Raw genomic sequence first — 22737 nt, 5'->3', positions numbered from 1 at the left:
TTTCGCCAAACTAATGGATGGCCTTTTTCTTGAAACGTCCGCCCTTGACGTCATGAATATTTCCGACTGCCAAAAATGCATTTTCATCGTAATGATTCACAATTTCCTTCAGCTTGGCTTCTTCCAAGCGGGTGATGACACAGAAGATCACTTTCTTCGGATCGCCGGAAAATCCGCCTTCCCCGGTCAAATACGTAACACCGCGTCCTAAACGGCTTAGGATCGCATCGCCGATCTCATCGATTTGATCGCTGATGATCCAAACCGATTTCGACTCATTCAAACCGTCCACAACGATGTCAATCGTCTTATAGGCAATATAATAAGCTAGTATCGAAAATAATGCGCGCTCCCAACCAAATACAAAACCTGCGCTGAGCAGGATAAAGAAGTTAAAAAACATGATGATCTCGCCAACGGAAAATACGGTTTTACGAGAAATGAGAATGGCCACGATTTCGGTACCGTCCAACGAACCGCCGAAGCGGATGACCAAACCGGTCCCCAAACCAAGCAAAATACCGCCAAACACAAATGCGAGCAAGGTATCGCTCACAAAAGCCTGCACCGGGTGCAGCAGCGCCGTGCCGACCGACATGACGATAATGCCTAATAGGGTGGATATAGCAAACGTCTTGCCAATTTGCTTGTACCCGACAATGAGAAAGGGGAGGTTAAAAAGGAAGAGGAATATCCCAAGCGGGAGTCCAGATAAGTATGAGGTCATGACGGAGATACCGGTTATGCCGCCGTCCGTAATTTTATTAGGCACGAGGAATAACTCCAGTGCGACGGAGACGATCAACGCCCCAATCACGATAAACATGGATCTGAAAATGGTGCTCTTCAGCGTCCGTTGTTTATGTTGACGTACTTGGGTTGCTGTAGGTGGAATCAATTGGTTTGGATTAACCGCGTTCAAATGGCATCACGATCCTTTCAGTAAGTATATATTGTTCTTCCCTCTCACCATGCTTTCCAAAATATTCATGTCCTCGAACAAGAACACACCCTATCTTTATTATGACATTTTCTGCGCTTGTTGTCTTGCTCTAATTCACGAGGTTCAAGGGTCTATAGACATCTGAAAAAACCCCAGCAGAGCTGGGGCAAGGGATTTGCGTATTGCGGGCAATCTTCCGCTCAGGACTAGCCTTCCGGATTAAAATTGCCGTCTTGTTTTCGGATCTTGGCCTTTTTCGACCCGGACAGCGGTTCAGGGCCGCCTTTGCCCTCGTTCCGCCCGCGATCCCGGTTCCCCCCGTTGCCGGAGCCTGAGGTTTGATAGGTTTGCGGTTTCGTCATAACGAATGAAGCCTCCCTTGATTTAATCGATCCACAGGATTAATTTGCGGAAAAACGACCTCTCTTATGCACGAAAACAAGTGCGGCAACGCTGTGCGACTATCACGCCGGGGCCTAGGAACATGCCTTAGGGCATGTCCGCTTCACGGCCCGTTCGAATCCCACCTTCGCCATACGCAAAAAACCGACTCCTTTTCAGGAATCGGTTTATATTCTCGTATGGCGGAGAGGGTGGGATTCGCTCCGTCGTACGTTGCCGCACTTGTGCGGCAACGCTGTGCGACTATCACGCCGGGGCCTACGAACATGCCTTAGGGCATGTCCGCTTCACGGCCCGTTCGAATCCCACCCTTCGCCATACGCAAAAAACCGACTCCTTTTCAGGAATCGGTTTATATTCTCGTATGGCGGAGAGGGTGGGATTCGCTCCGTCGTACGTTGCCGCACAAGTGCGGCAACGCTGTGCGACTATCACGCCGGGGCCTACGAACATGCCTTAGGGCATGTCCGCTTCACGGCCCGTTCGAATCCCACCCTTCGCCATACGCAAAAAACCGACTCCTTTTCAGGAATCGGTTTATATTCTCGTATGGCGGAGAGGGTGGGATTCGAACCCACGTGGGCTTGCACCCTAACGGTTTTCAAGACCGCCCCGTTATGACCGCTTCGGTACCTCTCCAAGCTGAATCCGATTTAGCGTAACAAATCAGATTCTACCATATCCTCGGCAGGTTCGCAAGCTAATTACGCTTGGTAATCTTCTGCAAATTCCCCATATACGGGCGCAAAACCTCAGGAATCTCTACACTGCCGTCCTCCTGCTGATAGTTCTCGAGGATTGCGGCGACGGTGCGCCCTACTGCCAACCCTGAGCCATTCAGCGTATGCACGAACTCCGGTTTCGCCTTCGGCTCAGGACGAAACCGAATGTTCGCCCGGCGAGCTTGGAAGTCCTCCACGTTGGAGCAAGAGGAGATTTCGCGGTACACCCCGCTCTCCGGAAGCCATACTTCGAGGTCGTACGTTTTGGCAGCCGTAAAGCCCATGTCACCGGTACACAACGCGAGCACACGGTAAGGCAAGTTCAGAAGCTGCAGTACGCGCTCGGCGTTGTTCGTCATTTTCTCCAGCTCGTCATAGGAGGCGTCCGGGTGGACAATCTTGATCATTTCTACCTTATTGAACTGGTGCTGGCGAATCAAACCGCGGGTGTCGCGCCCGGCCGCGCCGGCCTCTGAACGGAAGCAGGAGCTGTACGCCACGTAATTCCGCGGCAAGTCCTCCGCATTCAAGATCTCGTCGCGATGGTAGTTCGTTACCGGCACCTCAGCCGTCGGAATCAGATAATAGTCGCTGCTGCCGGAGAGCTTGAACAAGTCCTCCTCAAACTTCGGAAGCTGTCCGGTACCGTATAGGCTGTCGCGGTTAACGATATAAGGAGGAAGCATCTCCTCATACCCGTGTTCGTTGCTGTGCAGATCCATCATAAAGTTAATGAGCGCACGTTCAAGACGGGCCCCCAGCCCTTTGTAGAACGTGAACCGTGAACCGGTAACCTTCGCCGCAGCCTCGAAATCCAGAATCCCCAGGTCGGCCGCAATATCCCAATGCGCCTTCGGGGTGAATTCGAACTTCCGCGGCTCGCTCCAGCGGCGAACCTCGACATTATCCTCTTCCGATGCCCCCACCGGAACGCTGGAGTGAGGCAGGTTGGGGATAGAGAGCATCAGCTCATCGATTTTGGCTTCGAGCGCCCGAACCTCTTCATCCAGCTCCTTGATGCGATCTCCGACTTCGCGCATCTCCACGATCAGCTCATCGGCGTTCTCCTTGTTCTTCTTGCGCTGCGCCACCTCTGCGGAAACCGTGTTCCGACGGTTCTTGAGCGCCTCGCTCTCTTGAAGCAACACCCGGCGTTTCTCATCCAGCGGAGCAAAACCGGAGATCAGCTCCAATGATTTCCCCCGATTCTTCAGCGCTTCCTCAACGCGCGCATATTCATTTCGCATGATTTTCACATCTAACATGAGTAGTCCCTCCTAGAATGATCCCGCACAGACCTGCCGACCTTCATCTGGGGAGACCCGCGGACGGAAAGGCTGCTATCGGAAGTTCAAAAACGCCGGTAAAACAGATAAAACCTCAACCCGCAAAGGAGTCAAGGCCTGTTTACGGCTGCTTGGCTTGCTTGATCATCTCCACAAAATACGTATGTAGCGAGAAGTCCTCGGTCAACTCCGGATGGAACGACGAGACGAGCAAATGTCCTTGGCGCGCCGTCACAATTTCATCCTTATAGGTCGACAACACTTCTACCCCTTCTCCAACCGCCGTGATCAGCGGGGCACGAATGAATACCGCCCGCAGCGGAGCATCCAGACCCTTCACGTCAAGATCGGTCTCGAAGCTTTCGCGCTGACGTCCAAACGCATTGCGCGATACTTTGATATTCATCAGACCGAGATGAGCTTCCTCGCCGCCTTCGATCTCCTTGGCCATCACGATCAGACCTGCACAGGTTCCGAATACCGGCTTCCCTTGTCCAGCAAAAGCCCGAATGGCATCCATGAATCCGTATTTCCGCATCAGTTTGCCGATTGTCGTGCTCTCGCCGCCAGGAATGATCAGTCCATCCAGCTCGGCAAGCTGTTCGACGTGCTTTACAGTTACGCCTTCTACTCCGGTTTTCTCCAAGCTGCGGATATGCTCCGCAACCGCGCCTTGCAGCGCCAACACACCCACTCTCATGACAAACCTTCTTTCTCTATATCGGTAGTTCACTATGATGTACCCCGACCATCGTAAAGAGACGGCCGGGGTCGCAGAATAGCTTCTAATTCCTAAGGTTGTTTCGCGAACCGGGGATTACCAACCGCGATCCGACATCCGCTCAGCTGCGGACAATTTGGAAATCTCGATGCCTTTCATCGGCGTACCCAAATTCTTGGAAACTTCGGCAATCAATTTGTAATCCGTATAGTGCGTCGTCGCTTCAACAATGGCCCGAGCGAATTTCTCAGGGTTATCCGACTTGAAAATACCGGAGCCAACGAACACCCCGTCCGCACCCAAATGCATCATTAAAGCCGCATCCGCCGGAGTTGCTACGCCGCCAGCCGCAAAGTTAACGACCGGCAGTTTGCCGTTCTCGTGAACTTCGAGGAGCAGGTCGTACGCCACGCCAAGGTTCTTCGCTTCAGCATAAAGCTCATCCTTGGACATGTTCTGCACCTTGCGGATTTGGCTATTGATCAGACGCATGTGACGTACCGCTTCCACGATGTTGCCCGTACCCGGCTCACCCTTGGTCCGGATCATCGAGGCGCCTTCACTAATCCGGCGAAGCGCTTCGCCCAAGTCCTTCGCGCCGCACACAAACGGTACGGTGAAATCCCGTTTATCGATATGGAACACTTCATCCGCCGGGGTCAGCACTTCACTTTCGTCCAAATAGTCTACCCCAAGCGATTCCAGAACTTTCGCTTCCACGTAATGACCAATTCGTGCTTTGGCCATAACCGGGATGGAGACAACCTTCATGACTTCCTCGACAATCGTCGGATCCGCCATGCGGGCTACGCCGCCGGCCGCCCGGATATCGGAAGGCACACGTTCCAGTGCCATAACGGCGGTTGCTCCGGCCGCTTCGGCAATTTTGGCTTGTTCTGCATTCATGACGTCCATAATGACGCCGCCTTTTTGCATCTCAGCCATACCTCTTTTTACACGCGATGTTCCTGTTTCCATGTCCAATCCTCCCGATAATAATCTAACTAAATATTCTACAAGATACGCCCCAAATACACAACCCGTTTACTCGGATATGAACCCGACGATTAGAAAAGATTTTTGATGCCGTTAAACAGATCGCCGAAGAAATCCCCGATCGCCCGCATCAGCAGCTTAAACCAGCCGGCTTTCTCCGCCTCCTCGGCCGTAATTAGGTTGACCGTCTTCTCGAGCGTTTGATCCATGCCGGGTGCCTTAAACGAATACGTTACGGTTCCAACCTTCGTTCCCTGCTTCAACGGTGCCGTCAGAGTACTTTCATCAGACAGCGATACATTTGCTTGTACCGCACTTGTATCTACACCTTTAGGAACGACGAAGCTGACTCCTTGATCCGTAACAACAGGAACTTCGGTGTTTTTGGCTTTCTTCACCGTAACGGTTTCCGTTCCCACTACCGTCGTTTTCGGCGGCACGATTTGTTTCGTTTCGAAGTTGTTGAAGCCGTAGTCCAGGACTTTCCGGGTCTCGACAAAACGAGCTTTGTCCGTAGCCGTACCCATGACCACGCTGATCAGCCGCATGCCGTTACGCTCAGCCGTACCGGTAAAGCAGTTTCCGGCATTGGTGGTGTGTCCCGTCTTTAAGCCGTCCAGACCTTCGTATGCAAATTGTTTAAAGTTCGTTACGTCTTTATTCGCTTCCAGCATCCAGTTCAAGTTCACCATCGGAGCAGTGTCGCGATCGCGGAACTTCTTGCTTTGAATCGTTGTGAAGCGGGTAAAGTCCGGGTGATCCGTTACAATATATTTGGCCAAAATCGCCGCGTCCAGCGCTGACATCACGGTTTCTTTCCCATCGGACGGCCGGAAGCCCTCCGGCATATCCGCGATATCCAAGCCGGTGGAGTTCGCAAAGTGAGCGGTCGTCATCCCCATCCGTTTGGCTTCATCGTTCATCATTTTTACGAAGGCTTGCTCGGATCCGGCCACATGCTCAGCTAAAGCGACCGTTGCATCATTGGCAGAGGCAATTGCCATCGCCGTATACAGTTCTTCTATAGTATGTTGATCCCCTTCAGCCAGAAAAATCCGCGAACCAATCGTTTTGGCCGCATTTTTCCTTACTGTTACCACTTCGTCCCAACTGAACTTCCCTTGCTTCACAAGCTCAGCAACGATATACTCAGTCATCATCTTGGTCATGCTGGCTGGAGGCAGCGGTTGATCTCCATTTACATTCAACAGGATTTGTCCAGAGACCGGCTCCAATAAAATAGCGGAGCTTACCTCCAACCCTAAAGACTCCACGGAAGGAATTGAGGTCGCTGTTTGCACTGTCGTCGTTTCAGTTGTCGTAGATTCGGTCGTAGTAGATTCCGTTTGTTCCCCCTCCGCCAGCGCCAAAGCCGGAACGAGCGAGAAACATAATAGATTCAGCAGCAGTACAGAAGCTACGCTTTTGCGCAGGAAACGCCGTTTGGTTGTCGATTTACGTTGTGGTTGTTTGAGTTTCAATGCCCTTAAAGCTCCCCTCATATTCTTTCATTTGCTTTATCTATTCTATCACAGGGGTACCCGCAAAAAAAGACAAGCAGGGCGGAAATCGCCCTGCCAGTGGTGGAAGATTATAGTAAATTAATTTGGAGGCCCGTTCTGCTCAAGGTTACAGCGAGTAGTTTGGCGCCTCTTTCGTAATTTGCACATCATGCGGATGGCTCTCGCGCAGGCCGGCGCCCGTGATGCGGATAAACTGCGTATCGTTCCGCAGCTCATCGAGCGTCTTCGTGCCGCAATACCCCATCCCGGAACGCAGTCCGCCAATCAGTTGATGGATCGTATCGGAGATCGGCCCTTTGTAGGCTACGCGGCCTTCGATCCCTTCCGGAACCAGCTTCTTGTCATCGTCCTGGAAGTAACGGTCCTTACTGCCTTGCTTCATCGCGCTTAGAGAACCCATACCTCTATATACTTTATACCGGCGTCCTTGGTAGATTTCCGAGTCGCCAGGGCTTTCTTCTGTGCCGGCAAACAAGCTGCCCAGCATCACCGCATGCGCACCGGCCGCGATCGCTTTCGTAATTTCGCCGGAGTACTTGATGCCGCCGTCCGCAATAATCGGAACTCCATATTCGCGGGCAACCGTCGCACAATCGTAAACCGCCGTAACCTGCGGCACGCCGATCCCGGCGATAACGCGGGTCGTACAGATCGAGCCAGGGCCGATACCGACCTTCACCACAGAAGCGCCCGCCTCAATCAAGGCTCTCGTCGCTTCGCCTGTGGCGACATTCCCGGCGATAATCGTCAGATCCGGATACCGCTTGCGAAGCTCGGCAACCGCTTCGATAATATTGATGTGGTGGCCATGCGCCGAATCGACCGTGATCACATCGACTCCGGCTTTAACCAGGGCATCCGTCCGGTCAAAAGTATCCTTGGAGATCCCGACGGCTGCGCCTACGAGCAGGCGCCCTTGCGCGTCCTTAGCGGCGTTCGGGAATTGGATCGCTTTCTCGATATCCTTAATGGTTATAAGGCCCTTCAACGTATTATGTTCATCCACCAAAGGGAGCTTCTCAATCTTATGCTGTTGCAAAATGACTTCCGCTTCCTGCAGAGAAGTTCCTACCGGTGCGGTAATCAAGTCTTCCCGCGTCATCACTTCGCTGATCTTGATATTGTAATCATGGACGAAACGCAAATCGCGGTTCGTCAGGATCCCAACCAGCTTGTGCTCCTCATTTACGATCGGCACGCCGGAAATACGGAATTTGCCCATGACCTGCTCCGCATCGGACACGAGATGATCCGGAGTCAGCGAGAACGGATTCGTGATCACGCCGCTTTCGGAGCGTTTCACCCGGTCGACCTCTTCGGCTTGTTGTTCGATCGGCATATTTTTATGAATAATCCCAATGCCGCCTTCCCGTGCGATCGCGATCGCCAGCGCAGACTCCGTGACCGTGTCCATTCCCGCACTGATCAGCGGAATATTCAGCTTCACCTTATCGCTGAGCCGGGTGGAGACGTCCACCTCTTTCGGCAAAACCTCCGATTTACGGGGTACCAGAAGCACATCGTCAAACGTTAAGCCTTCCTTGTCAAATTTACTTTCCCACACCGTGATGAATCCTCCTTCGATTTTGTTGATTTGTTGGGCCCTTTCCTGAAATCCGGGTATAAAAAAAACGACTACCGATGTAATCCCTTAGAAGATATAACCCTTATATATCAAGACCGTATAGCCACTTACGAAAATATATTGTTCCCATCTTAGCAAAGCCCCCCTAGGCTGTCAAGGACAACCGGGGCTAAAAATAGGAGCGGCCGTCCAGCGAACACGAGTGTCTTTTTCACGCGTACATCCGCCGTGCTTCTCATGGATTCTGATGCTAATCCTGCCCCAAACCCCTTGGTTTGATTCTGCAAAAAGAAAAAGGACGGAAGGGCCGCGTTCGCCCAACTCCGTCCTTTAAATTTGCCAGATGCCCTCCGCATCAGGATCGTTTATCATGGGTAATGACCTGGTCAATAACCCCGTAATCCCGCGCTTCCTCCGCGCTCATGAAATAGTCGCGGTCCATGTCCTTTTCGATCCGTTCCAGCGGTTGTCCGGTGCATTCCGCAGCGATCTGATTGAGACGTTCCCGGATCCCTAAGATCCGTTTCGCACTGATCGCAATGTCGCTGGCCTGCCCCTGCGCACCGCCATGCGGCTGGTGGATCATAATTTCGCTGTTGGGCAGAGCGAACCGCTTGCCTTTGGTCCCGGCCAGCAATAGAATCGCGGCGAAAGACGCCGCCAGACCGGAGCAAATCGTCTGCACATCCGGCTTCACATATTGCATCGTATCGTAGATGGCGAAACCGGCCGATGTCGAGCCGCCCGGGCTGTTAATATAAAAGTAAATATCCTTCTCCGGATCTTCTGCCGCCAAAAACAGCATCTGCGCCATGATACTATTCGCAACCTGATCGTCAATCGCCGAGCCGAGAAACACGATCCGGTCCTTCAGCAAACGCGAATAAATGTCATACGACCGTTCGCCCCGGCCGGTTTGTTCAATGACGTAAGGAATAACGGAACTCATGGGATACCCTCCTTTGAGATCAGGCGGCATGACCGAAGGCAAAGAACGTTAGCCGGCTCTCTACCGGATCCACCACAGGAGTACTTGACTTGCCCCGTAGAGAGGAGCGCCGATACGATTGGAGTGTTAATACTGGAACTACATCCTGTGGCCGTACGTCGTTAAACAGCATCGCAAGTGCAGCAGCATCTTCCCGACGAACCGCATCAAGGTACGCATGGACCAAGATCTCATGGGAGGCGTCCGCAAAAGCCGTCTCCTCTACGATTGGAACCCCATCCGAGTTGTCTCCCCCTTCTCTTCGGGAGGAGCTTTCCACTGCGTTTCGCAGCCTCACCCTCGCCCGATGCAAAGCGGCTTTGACGGCCCCTTCCGTCGAGTGGATCAACTGCGCCGCTTCACCTGCCGTATATTGCAAAATCTCGATGAGCAGAAATGCGGTTCGCTGAAGAGGGGATAGCTCGGAAACCATGGTTTCTACCGCAGCCCACACCGCAGCCGTATCGGTCTGTCCCGGAGCCTGCAACAGTTCTTCTACGGGAAGCGGTTCGGCTGTAAGCCTCTTCTTCCGGCCGCGATCAATCCATGCATGCTGGGCCGTTCGATACAGGTATGTTCGCGTTAAGCGAAAGCTCTGGCCTTTACCGCGTGCAGCCGACCAAATCTTAAGCCACGTATCCTGCGCCAAATCATCGCCTTCCCAAGCAGAGCCGGTCAGAAATCGGCAGTAATGACGCAGAGCCTTACCGTAGACTTGCACCCAGTCCGAGAAGCTCCCCTTCTCAGACTGAGGCCCAGTGCGCTCGTGTTGCTGCAAATGCTTCTCCTTCACCGCCGTAGCCACCCGGGACACCTCCTGTCGTCATCTAAGTTCGGCTTTTACTCAAGCCATCCTAGCCCGTTCGTACCTTCTCAATCGACCTATGCCAACCTGGAGTAAGCTTAATCCTCACTCACCGGTATAAACGTAAAAATCGGTGAAATCGATACGCGGGATATCTACCTGAATAAAGTCTAACAAATATTGTTTGGTTTTTGGTTTTGTTCAACCGTCATACCTATTGTATCCCCGATCAGTCCGGCAAAATGCCATAAAATCCTCGCAACGCTGTTTTTATTTTCGAATAGTTGCAGGTGTGCAGTTAATTCTCGCCTTTTCGGCAAATCGAGCCCAATAGTTGCCCATATGCAGTTAAATTTGCTCAAACAGCCGCATTCCCCGAATATCGTCGAAAATAACTGCATACAGACAATTAATTGCCCAAAAACGGCGGTTTCTCCAAAAATAACTGCAGCTCCGCACTTAATTCTCAAGTTTGCGCCGGACACCTGTGTAACGCCTCGCCTCGCCGCCGAGATGCCCATCAAATGTTCAATCGATGCTCTCGGTGCTCTTTGGCATCCCTTGACGAAGTAGAAGTTACTGAAATAGTTGTGCCTGTGCAGTTAATTCTCACCTTTTCGGCAAATTAAGCTCAATAGTTGCCCACATGCAGTTAAATTTGCTCAAACAGCCACATTCCCCGAATATCGCTGAAAATAACTGCATACAGACAACTAATTACCCAAAAGCGGCGGTTTCTCCGAAATTAACTGCAGCTCCGCACTTATGGATAAAACTAAAAGAGCACCGCCGGATTAACGGCAGTGCTCTTTGTCTTTGCTTGGCGGCGTCCTACTCTCCCAGGACCCTTCGGTCCAAGTACCATCGGCGCTGGAGGGCTTAACGGTCGTGTTCGGGATGGGAACGCGTGGAACCCCTCCGCCATCGCCACCAAACGGTTCAAGCGTTTTGATCGCCTGAAAACTGGATACGAAACGTAGTTTGCGTGTTAGTTTTTTTGGATAAGCCCTCGACCGATTAGTACCTGTCAGCTCCATACATTGCTGCACTTCCACCTCAGGCCTATCAACCTCGTCGTCTTCAAGGGGTCTTACTAATTGGGAAATCTCATCTTGAGGGGGGCTTCACGCTTAGATGCTTTCAGCGCTTATCCCGTCCGCACTTAGCTACCCAGCTGTGCTCCTGGCGGAACAACTGGTGCACCAGCGGTGCGTCCATCCCGGTCCTCTCGTACTAAGGACAGCTCCTCTCAAATTTCCTACGCCCACGACAGATAGGGACCGAACTGTCTCACGACGTTCTGAACCCAGCTCGCGTACCGCTTTAATGGGCGAACAGCCCAACCCTTGGGACCTACTTCAGCCCCAGGATGCGATGAGCCGACATCGAGGTGCCAAACCTCCCCGTCGATGTGGACTCTTGGGGGAGATAAGCCTGTTATCCCCAGGGTAGCTTTTATCCGTTGAGCGATGGCCCTTCCATGCGGTACCACCGGATCACTAAGCCCGACTTTCGTCCCTGCTCGACTTGTCAGTCTCGCAGTCAAGCTCCCTTTTGCCTTTGCACTCTTCGAATGATTTCCAACCATTCTGAGGGAACCTTGGGGCGCCTCCGTTACTCTTTAGGAGGCGACCGCCCCAGTCAAACTGCCCACCTGACACTGTCCCCATACCGGATCACGGTACCAGGTTAGAACTCCGATACGATCAGGGTGGTATCCCAACGGCGCCTCCACCGAAGCTGGCGCTCCGGCTTCCTAGGCTCCCACCTATCCTGTACAAATCGTATCAAAGTCCAATATCAAGCTGCAGTAAAGCTCCATGGGGTCTTTCCGTCTTGTCGCGGGTAACCTGCATCTTCACAGGTATTAAAATTTCACCGGATCTCTCGTTGAGACAGCGCCCAAGTCGTTACGCCATTCGTGCGGGTCAGAATTTACCTGACAAGGAATTTCGCTACCTTAGGACCGTTATAGTTACGGCCGCCGTTTACTGGGGCTTCGGTTCATAGCTTCGGGTTAAACCCCTAACCACTCCCCTTAACCTTCCAGCACCGGGCAGGCGTCAGCCCGTATACTTCGCCTTGCGGCTTCGCACAGACCTGTGTTTTTGCTAAACAGTCGCTTGGGCCTTTTCACTGCGGCCCCCTCGAGCTATTCACTCTACCGGGGCACCCCTTCTCCCGAAGTTACGGGGTCATTTTGCCGAGTTCCTTAACGAGAGTTCTTCCGCGCGCCTTAGAATTCTCTTCTCGCCTACCTGTGTCGGTTTGCGGTACGGGCACCTTCTCCTGACTAGAGGCTTTTCTTGGCAGTGTGAGATCATGACCTTCGGTACTGTAAATTTTCCCTCCCCATCACAGCCCAGCCTTACGATGTGCGGATTTGCCTACACACCAGCCTCACTGCTTGGACGGGGCATTCCATCGCCCCGCGTCACTACCCTACTGCGTCACCCCATCGCTCATAACGGATTACGGTGGTACAGGAATTTAAACCTGTTGTCCTTCGACTACGCCTTTCGGCCTCGCCTTAGGTCCCGACTTACCCTGAGCGGACGAACCTTCCTCAGGAACCCTTAGGCTTTCGGCGGATCAGATTCTCACTGATCTTTTCGTTACTCATACCGGCATTCTCACTTGAATACAGTCCACCAGTCCTTCCGGTCTAGCTTCAACCCGTATTCAACGCTCCCCTACCCCTGATGCAATGCATCAAGCCATAGCTTCGGTGGTGTGTTTAGCCCCGTTACATTTTCGGCGCAGAGTCACTCGACCAGTGAGCTATTACGCACTCTTTAAATGGTGGCTGCTTCTAAGCCAACATCCTGGTTGTCTGTGCAACTCCACATCCTTTCCCACTTAACACACACTTGGGGACCTTAGCTGATGGTCTGGGCTGTTTCCCTTTTGACAATGGATCTTAGCACTCACTGTCTGACTCCCGGTTATTCAGTCTATGGCATTCGGAGTTTGACTGAGCTTGGTAACCCTTGGCGGGCCCCGCACCCAATCAGTGCTCTACCTCCACGACTATCCCACCGAGGCTAGCCCTANGTTCCTCCACATCTCTACGCATTTCACCGCTACACGTGGAATTCCACTCTCCTCTTCTGCACTCAAGCTGCCCAGTTTCCAGTGCGACCCGGGGTTGAGCCCCAGGATTATACACCAGACTTAAACAGCCGCCTGCGCGCGCTTTACGCCCAATAATTCCGGACAACGCTTGCCCCCTACGTATTACCGCGGCTGCTGGCACGTAGTTAGCCGGGGCTTTCTTCTCAGGTACCGTCACTCCCCTAGCAGTTACTCTAGAGGACGTTCTTCCCTGGCAACAGAGCTTTACGATCCGAAAACCTTCTTCACTCACGCGGCGTTGCTCCGTCAGACTTTCGTCCATTGCGGAAGATTCCCTACTGCTGCCTCCCGTAGGAGTCTGGGCCGTGTCTCAGTCCCAGTGTGGCCGTTCACCCTCTCAGGTCGGCTACGCATCGTCGCCTTGGTGAGCCGTTACCCCACCAACTAGCTAATGCGCCGCAGGCCCATCCGTAAGTGACAGATTGCTCCGCCTTTCCCAAGTCTCCCATGCGAGAAACTTGCGTATCCGGTATTAGCTACCGTTTCCGGTAGTTATCCCAGTCTTACGGGCAGGTTGCCTACGTGTTACTCACCCGTCCGCCGCTAAGTTAATCAAGAGCAAGCTCCTAATTAACTCCGCTCGACTTGCATGTATTAGGCACGCCGCCAGCGTTCGTCCTGAGCCAGGATCAAACTCTCCAATAAAGGATGGAAGGAATCTCGAACCCAAAGGCGCCGAGGTCTTCCATCCAAGGTGTTTGACTTGCTCATTTAAACAAACTGACGAGATTTAAAATCTCAGTTTATTACTCACTCGTTGTTCAGTTTTCAAAGATCAACTTCGTTATCGTCTTATCGGCGACAACTTTTATAGTATATCATGTCCGGCGTTATCTTGCAAGCATTATTTTTATCTGCGATTCTGAGCTGAAGTTCATAATGCCCACGAATAACGACCGGATATATAATATATCATCTTTTCAACCCGGGCGCAACCCGAATACCGGCTTTTTAACCATCCAAATTCACCCAACCGAAAGCAGAGGTCTCCTATTCGACATTTATGAAAAAAGCCCGGCAATAAGCCGGGCTCACTAGTATCCTATTGCTTATTCCGCCGAGCGCATATGCGGGAACAACAGCACATCGCGGATGGAAGCCGAATCGGTCAGCAGCATCACGAGGCGGTCGACCCCGATGCCCAAACCGCCGGTAGGCGGCATCCCGTATTCCAATGAACGGATGAAGTCTTCATCCATTTCATGCGCCTCATCATTGCCCTGTTCACGCTCCAGGAGCTGCGCTTCGAAGCGCTGGCGCTGGTCGATCGGATCGTTCAGCTCCGTGAAGGCGTTGGCGTGCTCCCGCGCGACGATAAATAATTCGAAGCGGTCCGTAAAGCGCGGATCCTCTGCGTTCTTTTTGGCCAGCGGCGAAATCTCCACCGGATGTCCGTACACAAACGTTGGTTGAATGAGCGTTTCCTCCACAAATTGCTCGAAGAACGCGTTCAAGATGTGACCAAAGGTCATATGCGGCTCCACCGGAACCTTATGCTCCTTGGCCAAACGATGCGCTTCCTCATTGCTCATTTGCACGCCGAAATCAACGCCGGTCACTTCCTTCACCGCATCGACCATCGATACGCGGCGCCATTGCGGAGCCAGGTTCACCTCATGACCCTGGTAGTGAACCACTTGCGTACCCAGCACTTCCTGGGCAATATGGGAGATCAGATTCTCCGTCAAAGCCATAATATCTTTATAATCCGCATAAGCTTCATACAGTTCGATCATCGTGAATTCCGGGTTATGTCGCGTCGAGATCCCTTCGTTCCGGTATACCCGGCCGATTTCATACACTTTCTCCAGACCGCCGACGATCAAACGCTTCAGGTGAAGCTCGATGGCAATCCGCATATACAGCTGCATGTCCAGCGCATTGTGATGCGTAATGAATGGGCGCGCGGCCGCCCCGCCGGCAATGCTGTGCAGGGTTGGCGTTTCCACTTCCAGATAACCGAGGGAATCCAGATAACGGCGCATCGATTGGATGATCCGGGACCGCTTGATGAACGTCTGCTGTACTTCCGGATTGACGATCAAATCGACATAACGCTGGCGATAGCGCAGCTCCACGTCTTTTAACCCATGATATTTATCCGGCAGCGGGTACAGGGACTTGGACAATACCTCTAAGTCCTTCACCTTGATCGTTGTTTCGCCGGTCTTGGTCTTGAATACCTCACCGGTCACACCTACAATATCCCCGAGGTCCAGCATGCTGAACGCTTCATATTTCACTTCCGGCACGCTGTCCTGGCGGACATAGATCTGGATTTTGCCCGACAAGTCCTGGAGATGCGCAAAGCTGGCTTTCCCCATCCCCCGTTTCGCCACGATTCTTCCGGCGATGGATACCTCGACCTGCTTCTCCTCCAATTCTTCCTTGGAAAGCTCGTCATACAGCCGGAGGATGTCACCCGCCATGTGGGTGCGTTCGTATTTTTTGCCAAAAGGGTCGATCCCGAGCCCGCGCAGCTCGTCCAATTTATCGCGACGAATCTGCAGCAGCTCGCTGACCTCCAAGGCTTCCTGGTTATTGTTCTCTTCGCTCATAGCCCTACTCCACTCCTTAATCCCGCTAAAATTTGCTCGCCGACAAAAGAAACAGTGAAAGAAGCTTCCGCTGGGGAAGCTTCTTTCGTCGCTCATTCCGCCTTACTTCTTAATGTCTACGATTTTATATTGAATCACGCCGGCCGGAACGTTGACGTCCACAACGGCGCCTTTTTTCTTCCCGAGAATGGCTTTGCCGACAGGACTTTCATTCGAAATCTTGTTCTGCATCGGATCGGATTCCGCCGTCCCCACGATGGCATATTCCATCGTATCGCCGAATTCCAGGTCCTCGACCGTCACGATCGAACCGATGCTGACCGTATCCGTATCGATTTCATCGTTGTTGATAATCCGCGCGTTGCGCAGCATTTTCTCGAGTGTGATGATCCGCCCTTCGATAAAGGCCTGCTCGTTCTTCGCGTCCTCGTATTCCGAGTTCTCACTGATATCCCCGTAACCGATGGCTACCTTAATCCGTTCGGCAACCTCGCGGCGTTTCACGGATTTCAAGTTCTCCAATTCTTCTTCCAGTCTCTTCAGACCGTCCTGGGTAAGGATAACTTCTTTATCGCTCATCTCAACCGATTCTCCTGTCATGGAAAAAATTTTCGCACGGTGCGTGCGGCACCCGAAAACCCTCCTGGAAAATGAACGCTTCCCGAAAGGAATTGTTCCTTTGCCGTCCACTGCCGCTTAGGTGCTGGGAAGCGCTCGCTTCCGGCCGCAATGGTCACTTCATTCCTTGCTCATTGTGTATATCATATGCATTATGTGATAAGGGTCAGACCACCCCAAAGGGAAAGACTAACGCTTGAGGCGAATTTATATTGTGAAATTATAGGTGAACGATTCTCAAATGTCAATGACACCCGAATTTACAAATGTAAACGTTTCATGAAGAAGGAGGCACCTGAAAAAAGAGCCCCCTCTCCCCGGTCCTGCCTTATGCGGACACCTCATCGAGTATTGCTCCCGACTTCAAGTCGGCGACAAAATCCTCAAGAATGCGCACCATCTCGTCACGACGGGTTTCTTCCATTATGAGGTCTTTGATGCGCGCCGCGCCCTTCAGACCTTTCAAATACCAGGCCAAATGCTTGCGCATTTCGCGTACGGCCACAGGCTCGCCCTTCAGTGCAGCCAGGCGGTCCATGTGAAGGATCGCAATGCGGATTTTCTCCTCAGCCTCCGGCTCCGGAAGCAATTCGCCGGACTTCAGATACTCCACCGTTCGGTACAACATCCAAGGGTTGCCCAGCGCCCCGCGTCCAATCATCACCCCGTCGCAGCCGGTCTCATCCAGCATCCGTCTCGCATCCTCCGGCGTCGCCACATCGCCGTTGCCAATGACGGGAATCGACACGGCCTCCTTCACCTGACGGATATAACTCCAATCCGCTTTCCCGGTGTACAACTGCTCCCGCGTCCGGCCGTGCACGCTGACGGCTTTGCCGCCGGCCTGCTCCACCGCTTTGGCGTTGTCCACTACGTAGATATGTTCTGCGTCCCAACCGATGCGCATCTTCACGGTGACCGGCTTGCTTACGGCATCCACGACGGCCGAGACCATCTCGTAAATCTTATTCGGGTCCAGCAGCCACCGTGCGCCGGCGTCGCATTTGGTGACCTTCGGCACCGGGCAGCCCATATTAATATCGATGATGTCGGCGTTCGTCTCCTGATCGACGACTTTAGCTGCCTCCACGAGCGAAGCGCGGTCCCCGCCGAAAATTTGCAAGCTGAGCGGCTTCTCCCGCTCGTCCACGAAGAGCATTTCCCGGGTGCGCTTGTTGCCGTGAAGGATCGCTTTATCGCTAACCATCTCTGCGCAGACAAGCCCTGTCCCAAATTCTTTGGCAATCAGGCGGAAAGCCGGATTGCATACGCCTGCCATCGGGGCAAGCACAACTTGGTTTTTCAATTCGATATCGCCGATCTTCAGCAAGATGGTTCCCTCCTATCGATAAGGTTGTTTTCACGCAGCCTACTTACCCTCTATGGTTCCGGCTTTAGCTCCGCCAAGGTAATCCCCAAACAATCTGCAATTTTAGTTAAAATTTGATCATCTGCCCGGCGATTACCCCGTTCCACCGCTCCTAATAAAGCTAGGGATACGCCGGACTTCTCGGCCAGCTCTTGCTGAGTGAAGCCTTTTAATTTTCGGAAAGCGCGGATGCGCTGTGCCAGTTGCATGTTTTCCAAAACCGGACGCCTTCCTTTCCATCTAGGGTGTCCAAGGCACGGTGAATACGCTCATACAGCCCGGAAGGGTCTCCTTCCGGCACAATGTCGGACAAGGGAACAAGCACGAAAGCCCGCTCCATCATCCGCGGATGAGGCAAATTCAGAAGGGGGGTGCTCATTTCCCTGCCGCCGGCCCACAGCAAGTCAAGGTCCACGGTACGCGGCCCGTTACGGATGGTGCGCTCCCGCCCCAATCGCAGCTCAATGTCCAGCATCACAGTAAGCAGCGCCTCAGGATCCAACGAAGTGTTCAGCGCAAGTGCCATATTCACGAAACAAGGCTGATCCAGGTACCCTACCGGGTCGGTCTCATATAAATCGGAGCAGCGCAGCACCTCAATCGCCGGATGCTCCTGCAGCGCAGTGATCGCCTGCATCAGGGTAGCCTCGCGGTCTCCCAGATTGGCGCCTAAAGCAATATAAGCCTCTGAGTGCTCAGAGGGAGAAGTCGTGTTCATAAACGATAGCTCACTTTCTGGTTCGATACATCTCCACCGTCACGCCGTCAAAATGGATATCGAACGGAGGATGCGGCTTCGTCACCCGAACCGTTAACGCATCTACCCTAGTATAAGTGTCCAATACCGCAGATGCAATATGCTCCGCCAGCGCTTCGATTAATTGGAAGCTTTTCTCCTCGACGATCGTTTTGACCAGTCCATGGACTTCGGCATAATTAACCGATTGGGTCAAATCATCCCCCATCCCCGCCGGATGCAGATCCAGCTCCAATTCGAGATCCACGTAAAAGCGCTGACCCAGCTTGCGCTCCTCCTCGAAAACACCGTGGTATCCGAAATATTCCATGCGCCGCAGCGTCATTTTGTCCATGAAATCCGGCTCCTTTTCCTGTAATTTATGAGACGTATACGATCGCATCGCACATCTGTACCGTTTGCTTGATCTCCTTCACATCATGAACGCGAACGATTTGGCAGCCCTGCGCAATCCCCAGCGCCACGGTTGCCGCCGTGCCAAGCACGACCTCATCGACCGGCAAATCCAGTGCGGTACGGATAAATCGCTTCCGGGATGTACCGAGCAGCAACGGATAACCGAGCGCCACCAGATCGTCCAGTGCGCGCATCACGCGAAGATTCTCCGTATAATCCTTGGCAAAACCGATCCCGGGGTCCAAAATGATGTTCGCCTCGCGCACGCCGGCTTGTCGGGCGATCGCCACGCATTCCTGCAAATCGGCAGCGACGTCGGCAAGCAAATCGCCGTAATTGCGATCCGGGCGGTTATGCATCAGGATCACCGGACAGTCAAACTCCGCCGCCACCGCCGCCATTCGGGCATCAGCCTTAAACCCCCATACATCATTAATAAGATGCGCGCCGGCCTTCAGCGCTTCCCTCGCCACTTGGGCCTTGTAGGTATCCACCGACAGCGGAACCTGCGGCAGCTCGCGGTGCAGCGCCTCCACCACCGGGATGACCCGCTCCAGCTCCTCTTGTTCACTTACGGGTTCATGACCCGGGCGCGTCGATTCCCCGCCGATATCAAGGATATCCGCACCTTCCGCCACCATTTCACGAGCATGCTGCAAGGCGCGCTCCACGGTAGTATAACGTCCTCCATCGGAAAAAGAGTCCGGCGTCACATTCAAAATCCCCATCACCAACGTGCGCTCCCCAAGCGTAAAGGACGCCTCGCCGAGCGAATAGCTGCGTTTATAAATGATCGGCTGCATCGCCATTCCTCGCCTTCTCCCTATACTTTCCCAGCAGCGATTGCGTAACCGGCCCGATAAGTCCGGCTCCGACCTTGCGCCGCTGCATCCCCTGGCGGACCTGCATGTCGAGCTCGACCAATTCCGTCACCGGCACAAGCTCCTGAATCGAATTCGTCAGAAATACTTCATCAGCCGTCAGCAGCTCGTCCCAGGTATAGCGGCCTTCCTCCGTCGGAAGCCCCTGCTCGGCCGCCAGCTCTAGCACCACGGCGCGAGTAATGCCGGGGAGAATGCCGGTATCGATATCCGGCGTATAACATTTGCCATTCCGCACAAAAAATACATTGCTGACGATCCCTTCCGCCAGCCAGCCCTCGGCCGTCAGCAGCAGCCCTTCAGCGGGGACGGCCGAGGGGCGCGGCTCGTGCACCTCGAAGACGGACGCCCCCTGCTGCAGCGCCTCGCGTTCCATTCGGGCGAGCTCGCGCTTCGCCAGCACATTGTTCATATAGTGCAGCGATTTGAAACGAACCTCGCCCTCCGGCGTGTTCCTGGGAATCGCCAACCGCCACAACGGCTTCCCCTTCGTGTACAACGCTGCCCCCGGCTCCGGCAGCGGCTTCACATAGATCACAACCCTCGGCTTGTCGTAGTCGCCGGCCGGCAGTCCCAGCGGTCCCTCGCCGGCGGTCACGGTATAACGAATATAGCCTTCGTCCAAGCCGTTCCGCTCCAGCAGCTCGCGAATCTCGGCCTTGACCTGGCGGAGATCGGCCTTGTAGTCGATCCCCAGCGCCTTGCAGCCCGCCGTCAGCCGCTCCAGATGCCGCTCCAGCAGGAATGGCTGCCCTCCGTAAGTGCGGAACGTCTCAAATAAGCCGATCCCGTACATAAAGCCGTGATCCATTACGGAGATCACGGCTTGATCGGCCGGGGTCGGAACCCCCTCCACCCCGATGTAATTCATGCTTTCGCTTCCGCCTTCCGATTCAGGAAGTTACGGAGAATCTGGTGGCCATGCTGAGTAATAATCGACTCGGGATGGAATTGTACTCCTTCTACGGCGTACGCTTTGTGGCGCAGCCCCATGATTTCCCCTTCCGCTGTCTCAGCCGTAATCTCCAGACAATCCGGCAGGCTCTCGCGCTCCACAATAAGGGAATGATAACGCGTGGCCGTGAACGGCGACGGCAATCCGGCGAACACAGACTCCCCCTGATGGTAAATCGGCGACGTCTTGCCGTGCATCAGCCGCTCGGCGCGGATTACGTTGCCGCCGAAGGCTTGACCAATAGCCTGGTGCCCCAAGCAAACGCCAAAGATTGGGATCACTCCCTTAAAATGATCGATCAAATCCAGCGTAATCCCCGCCTCATTGGGGGTACACGGGCCGGGAGATATTAAGATATGATCCGGCTGCAAAGCCTCGATTCCCGCAAGATCGATCTCATCGTTGCGGCGGACAGTTACTTCCTCACCTAACTCGCCTAAATACTGCACCAAATTGTACGTGAAAGAATCATAGTTGTCGATCACCAAAATCATCTCGTCTCATCTCCTGTCCTAGACTTTGTCCAGCTGGCTCTTCTCGCTCTGTTGAATCGCCAAAGCAACAGCTCTGGCCTTGTTAAAGCATTCCCTGTACTCACGGTACGGGTCCGAATCGATCACGATCCCCGCTCCCGTCTGCAAATAACCCACGCCGTCCTTCGCGACCAGCGTACGTATAATAATATTTAATTCCATATTGCCGGTATAGTCAATCCATCCCATCGCGCCGGTATAAGGCCCTCGCGTGACCGGCTCCAGCTCCTCGATGATTTCCATCGTGCGCACCTTGGGCGCTCCGGTAATCGTGCCTCCCGGAAAAACAGCGGCGATCGCATCATACAACGTATGATCTCCGCCGAGCCCCCCTTCGACCTCGGATACCAGATGCATGACATGCGAATAACGCTCCACGGTGAACAGCTCGCTGACCCGCACCGTTCCGTACTCCGCCACGCGGCCGATATCATTCCGCAGAAGGTCGACCAGCATGATATGCTCCGCCTGCTCTTTGTCGCTGGCCCGCAGCTCCGCCTCCATCCGCTGATCCTCTTCCAGCGAATGTCCCCGCCGCCGCGTTCCTGCAATCGGGCGCGTACTGATCTTCCCTCGCTCCACCTTCACCAGCAGCTCCGGCGAAGCGGATACGAGCCGGAAATCGGGAAAACGGAGCAAGCCCATATAGGGCGACGGATTTAGCCGCCGAAGCTGCTCGTACACCCGCTCCGGCGACGCCGCCAATGCAAAGGCCTGGCGCAGCGACAGGTTCACCTGGAACACGTCGCCGGCGGCAATATACGCCTTCACCCGCCGCACCGCCGCTTCAAACGCCTCCTGCGTCATCGAGACGCTTAAACGGCGATGCTCCAGCTCCTCGTCACTGATCGGCGAAGGCGCCGCTTGGCTTCCCGATGCGGATGGGTCGGTCGCTTCGCAGAAGCAGAAGCCCGCCCAACGCTCCGCCATGAGCGAAGCCCGTTCTTCGGCGCGGCGGTAGCTCTCGCGCAGCTGATCCTTGGACGCTGAATCCATCGGGACATGGACGACACAGTAGACATGACCTTCTTCTTGATCGACAGCCCACAATTCCGTAAACCGCATCCAGATATAATCGTCCAGGCCAAGATCGTCCTGCGCCAAGTCCGGCAGCCGCTCCAACGATCGCGCCACATCGTAGGCGAGGTACCCGACGGCGCCGCCGCTGAATTTAGGCAGTCCAGGCACCGCTGGCGCCCGGAACGGCTCCATCCAGTCCCGCAGCAGCTCCAGCGGCTTGCCTTGCCGGGTTGAAGCCGTATCGGCAGGAAGATCGTAGACGACCGCCTCATCGCCTTTGCCGCGAATGACCGATACCGGGGCCAAGCCCAAAAAGGTGTAACGTCCCCCTTTGCCGCTCTCCAGCACACAAGTATACGGCCCGGCCTCCGCCCATGCCCGGGACCAATCCTCAGGCAAGCCGGAAGCCGCCAGCGGGCATTTGACCGCAAAAGGCAGCATCGTCCATGCTCCTGTCTCCGCCCATTTCATCCATTGCTCCCAAGTCGTCATGTTCTCCATCAACCGCGTTGATCCTCCACATCTTCCATCATTCTGAAGCAGC

At 54.0% G+C, this 22737-nt stretch carries 20 protein-coding genes, 1 tRNA gene, 1 rRNA gene and 1 other annotated feature; all 22 genes read right to left on the bottom strand.

The genetic code is table 11. From position 1 onward, the window contains the following. Positions 1-10 precede the first annotated feature (10 nt). Positions 11-826 carry a YitT family protein gene (locus BN3795_RS09125; RefSeq protein ID WP_232729888.1) on the bottom strand — a complete coding sequence of 272 codons (816 nt, stop codon included), beginning with the start codon at positions 824-826 and terminating at the stop codon, positions 11-13. A gap of 323 nt (positions 827-1149) precedes the next feature. Further along, entirely contained in the window at positions 1150-1305 is a 156-nt protein-coding gene (locus BN3795_RS25030) for a small acid-soluble spore protein P (RefSeq protein ID WP_110945098.1), read from the bottom strand. Positions 1306-1895: 590 nt separating this feature from the next. Further along, positions 1896-1984: transfer RNA gene (locus BN3795_RS09120), tRNA-Ser, on the bottom strand. A gap of 61 nt (positions 1985-2045) precedes the next feature. Then, positions 2046-3332: a serine--tRNA ligase gene (gene serS / locus BN3795_RS09115; RefSeq protein ID WP_068784389.1), complete on the bottom strand. Its 1287-nt coding sequence runs from the start codon at positions 3330-3332 to the stop codon at positions 2046-2048. Positions 3333-3474: 142 nt separating this feature from the next. Beyond that, the gene (pdxT, locus tag BN3795_RS09110) at positions 3475-4053 is read right to left on the bottom strand and encodes a pyridoxal 5'-phosphate synthase glutaminase subunit PdxT (protein WP_068784388.1); all 579 of its coding nucleotides are present in this window, start codon (positions 4051-4053) and stop codon (positions 3475-3477) included. 117 nt (positions 4054-4170) lie between these two features. Continuing rightward, complete coding sequence (pdxS, locus tag BN3795_RS09105; protein ID WP_068784387.1) at positions 4171-5052, bottom strand: pyridoxal 5'-phosphate synthase lyase subunit PdxS; 882 nt, start codon at positions 5050-5052, stop codon at positions 4171-4173. Positions 5053-5141: 89 nt separating this feature from the next. Then, positions 5142-6572, bottom strand: coding sequence for a D-alanyl-D-alanine carboxypeptidase family protein (locus tag BN3795_RS09100; RefSeq protein ID WP_068784386.1), 1431 nt, complete (start codon positions 6570-6572; stop codon positions 5142-5144). A gap of 127 nt (positions 6573-6699) precedes the next feature. Further along, the gene (gene guaB / locus BN3795_RS09095) at positions 6700-8157 is read right to left on the bottom strand and encodes an IMP dehydrogenase (RefSeq protein WP_068784385.1); all 1458 of its coding nucleotides are present in this window, start codon (positions 8155-8157) and stop codon (positions 6700-6702) included. Positions 8158-8533: 376 nt separating this feature from the next. After that, the gene (gene clpP, locus BN3795_RS09090) at positions 8534-9127 is read right to left on the bottom strand and encodes an ATP-dependent Clp endopeptidase proteolytic subunit ClpP (protein WP_068784384.1); all 594 of its coding nucleotides are present in this window, start codon (positions 9125-9127) and stop codon (positions 8534-8536) included. 19 nt (positions 9128-9146) lie between these two features. Further along, a complete protein-coding gene (locus BN3795_RS09085) occupies positions 9147-9971 on the bottom strand; it encodes an RNA polymerase sigma factor (RefSeq protein ID WP_068784383.1) in 825 nt (274 codons plus the stop codon). Between the two features lie 170 nt (positions 9972-10141). Then, the gene (locus BN3795_RS25505) at positions 10142-10456 is read right to left on the bottom strand and encodes a hypothetical protein (protein WP_198524686.1); all 315 of its coding nucleotides are present in this window, start codon (positions 10454-10456) and stop codon (positions 10142-10144) included. 333 nt (positions 10457-10789) lie between these two features. After that, positions 10790-10906: ribosomal RNA gene (rrf, locus tag BN3795_RS09080) — 5S ribosomal RNA — on the bottom strand. Positions 10907-10968: 62 nt separating this feature from the next. Beyond that, positions 10969-13751: a sequence feature (most likely nonfunctional fraction of RNA operon), on the bottom strand. Between the two features lie 404 nt (positions 13752-14155). Further along, entirely contained in the window at positions 14156-15664 is a 1509-nt protein-coding gene (lysS, locus tag BN3795_RS09070; RefSeq protein ID WP_068784381.1) for a lysine--tRNA ligase, read from the bottom strand. A 102-nt stretch (positions 15665-15766) separates the two neighbouring features. Beyond that, the gene (greA, locus tag BN3795_RS09065) at positions 15767-16243 is read right to left on the bottom strand and encodes a transcription elongation factor GreA (protein ID WP_068784380.1); all 477 of its coding nucleotides are present in this window, start codon (positions 16241-16243) and stop codon (positions 15767-15769) included. A gap of 367 nt (positions 16244-16610) precedes the next feature. After that, on the bottom strand, positions 16611-17612 hold the full coding sequence (gene dusB / locus BN3795_RS09060; RefSeq protein ID WP_068784379.1) for a tRNA dihydrouridine synthase DusB: 1002 nt from the start codon (positions 17610-17612) through the stop codon (positions 16611-16613). 50 nt (positions 17613-17662) lie between these two features. After that, positions 17663-17869, bottom strand: coding sequence for a helix-turn-helix domain-containing protein (locus BN3795_RS25020; RefSeq protein WP_110945096.1), 207 nt, complete (start codon positions 17867-17869; stop codon positions 17663-17665). Further along, entirely contained in the window at positions 17821-18369 is a 549-nt protein-coding gene (gene folK / locus BN3795_RS09055) for a 2-amino-4-hydroxy-6-hydroxymethyldihydropteridine diphosphokinase (RefSeq protein ID WP_068784378.1), read from the bottom strand. The genes BN3795_RS25020 and folK overlap by 49 nt, the downstream gene beginning before the upstream one ends. Positions 18370-18379: 10 nt before the next feature. After that, a complete protein-coding gene (gene folB, locus BN3795_RS09050; RefSeq protein WP_068784377.1) occupies positions 18380-18742 on the bottom strand; it encodes a dihydroneopterin aldolase in 363 nt (120 codons plus the stop codon). A gap of 25 nt (positions 18743-18767) precedes the next feature. Then, positions 18768-19607 (bottom strand): dihydropteroate synthase, encoded by an 840-nt coding sequence (folP, locus tag BN3795_RS09045; RefSeq protein ID WP_068784435.1) that lies wholly within the window; start codon positions 19605-19607, stop codon positions 18768-18770. Further along, the gene (locus BN3795_RS09040; RefSeq protein WP_068784376.1) at positions 19588-20556 is read right to left on the bottom strand and encodes an aminotransferase class IV; all 969 of its coding nucleotides are present in this window, start codon (positions 20554-20556) and stop codon (positions 19588-19590) included. Before BN3795_RS09040 ends, folP begins: the two co-directional genes overlap by 20 nt. Then, positions 20553-21134 (bottom strand): aminodeoxychorismate/anthranilate synthase component II, encoded by a 582-nt coding sequence (pabA, locus tag BN3795_RS09035; protein WP_068784375.1) that lies wholly within the window; start codon positions 21132-21134, stop codon positions 20553-20555. The genes BN3795_RS09040 and pabA overlap by 4 nt, the downstream gene beginning before the upstream one ends. A gap of 18 nt (positions 21135-21152) precedes the next feature. Continuing rightward, on the bottom strand, positions 21153-22694 hold the full coding sequence (locus tag BN3795_RS09030; protein WP_068784434.1) for an anthranilate synthase component I family protein: 1542 nt from the start codon (positions 22692-22694) through the stop codon (positions 21153-21155). Between the last annotated feature and the right edge of the window lie 43 nt (positions 22695-22737).

It is taken from the genome of Paenibacillus phocaeensis, assembly GCF_900021165.1.
GTDB classification, from domain to species: Bacteria; Bacillota; Bacilli; order Paenibacillales; family Paenibacillaceae; genus Fontibacillus; species Fontibacillus phocaensis.
This window is presented reverse-complemented; position numbering and strand designations above follow the sequence as displayed.

What these genes read in the sequence shown, in the direction of transcription:
- BN3795_RS09125 (WP_232729888.1), bottom strand. Translation starts at nt 826, where the DNA reads ATGTTTATCGTGATTGGGGCGTTGATCGTCTCCGTCGCACTGGAGTTA.
- BN3795_RS25030 (WP_110945098.1), bottom strand. Translation starts at nt 1,305, where the DNA reads ATGACGAAACCGCAAACCTATCAAACCTCAGGCTCCGGCAACGGGGGG.
- serS (WP_068784389.1), bottom strand. Translation starts at nt 3,332, where the DNA reads ATGTTAGATGTGAAAATCATGCGAAATGAATATGCGCGCGTTGAGGAA.
- pdxT (WP_068784388.1), bottom strand. Translation starts at nt 4,053, where the DNA reads ATGAGAGTGGGTGTGTTGGCGCTGCAAGGCGCGGTTGCGGAGCATATC.
- pdxS (WP_068784387.1), bottom strand. Translation starts at nt 5,052, where the DNA reads ATGGAAACAGGAACATCGCGTGTAAAAAGAGGTATGGCTGAGATGCAA.
- BN3795_RS09100 (WP_068784386.1), bottom strand. Translation starts at nt 6,572, where the DNA reads ATGAGGGGAGCTTTAAGGGCATTGAAACTCAAACAACCACAACGTAAA.
- clpP (WP_068784384.1), bottom strand. Translation starts at nt 9,127, where the DNA reads ATGAGTTCCGTTATTCCTTACGTCATTGAACAAACCGGCCGGGGCGAA.
- lysS (WP_068784381.1), bottom strand. Translation starts at nt 15,664, where the DNA reads ATGAGCGAAGAGAACAATAACCAGGAAGCCTTGGAGGTCAGCGAGCTG.
- greA (WP_068784380.1), bottom strand. Translation starts at nt 16,243, where the DNA reads ATGAGCGATAAAGAAGTTATCCTTACCCAGGACGGTCTGAAGAGACTG.
- folK (WP_068784378.1), bottom strand. Translation starts at nt 18,369, where the DNA reads ATGAACACGACTTCTCCCTCTGAGCACTCAGAGGCTTATATTGCTTTA.
- folB (WP_068784377.1), bottom strand. Translation starts at nt 18,742, where the DNA reads ATGGACAAAATGACGCTGCGGCGCATGGAATATTTCGGATACCACGGT.
- folP (WP_068784435.1), bottom strand. Translation starts at nt 19,607, where the DNA reads ATGCAGCCGATCATTTATAAACGCAGCTATTCGCTCGGCGAGGCGTCC.
- BN3795_RS09040 (WP_068784376.1), bottom strand. Translation starts at nt 20,556, where the DNA reads ATGAATTACATCGGGGTGGAGGGGGTTCCGACCCCGGCCGATCAAGCC.
- pabA (WP_068784375.1), bottom strand. Translation starts at nt 21,134, where the DNA reads ATGATTTTGGTGATCGACAACTATGATTCTTTCACGTACAATTTGGTG.
- BN3795_RS09030 (WP_068784434.1), bottom strand. Translation starts at nt 22,694, where the DNA reads ATGGAGAACATGACGACTTGGGAGCAATGGATGAAATGGGCGGAGACA.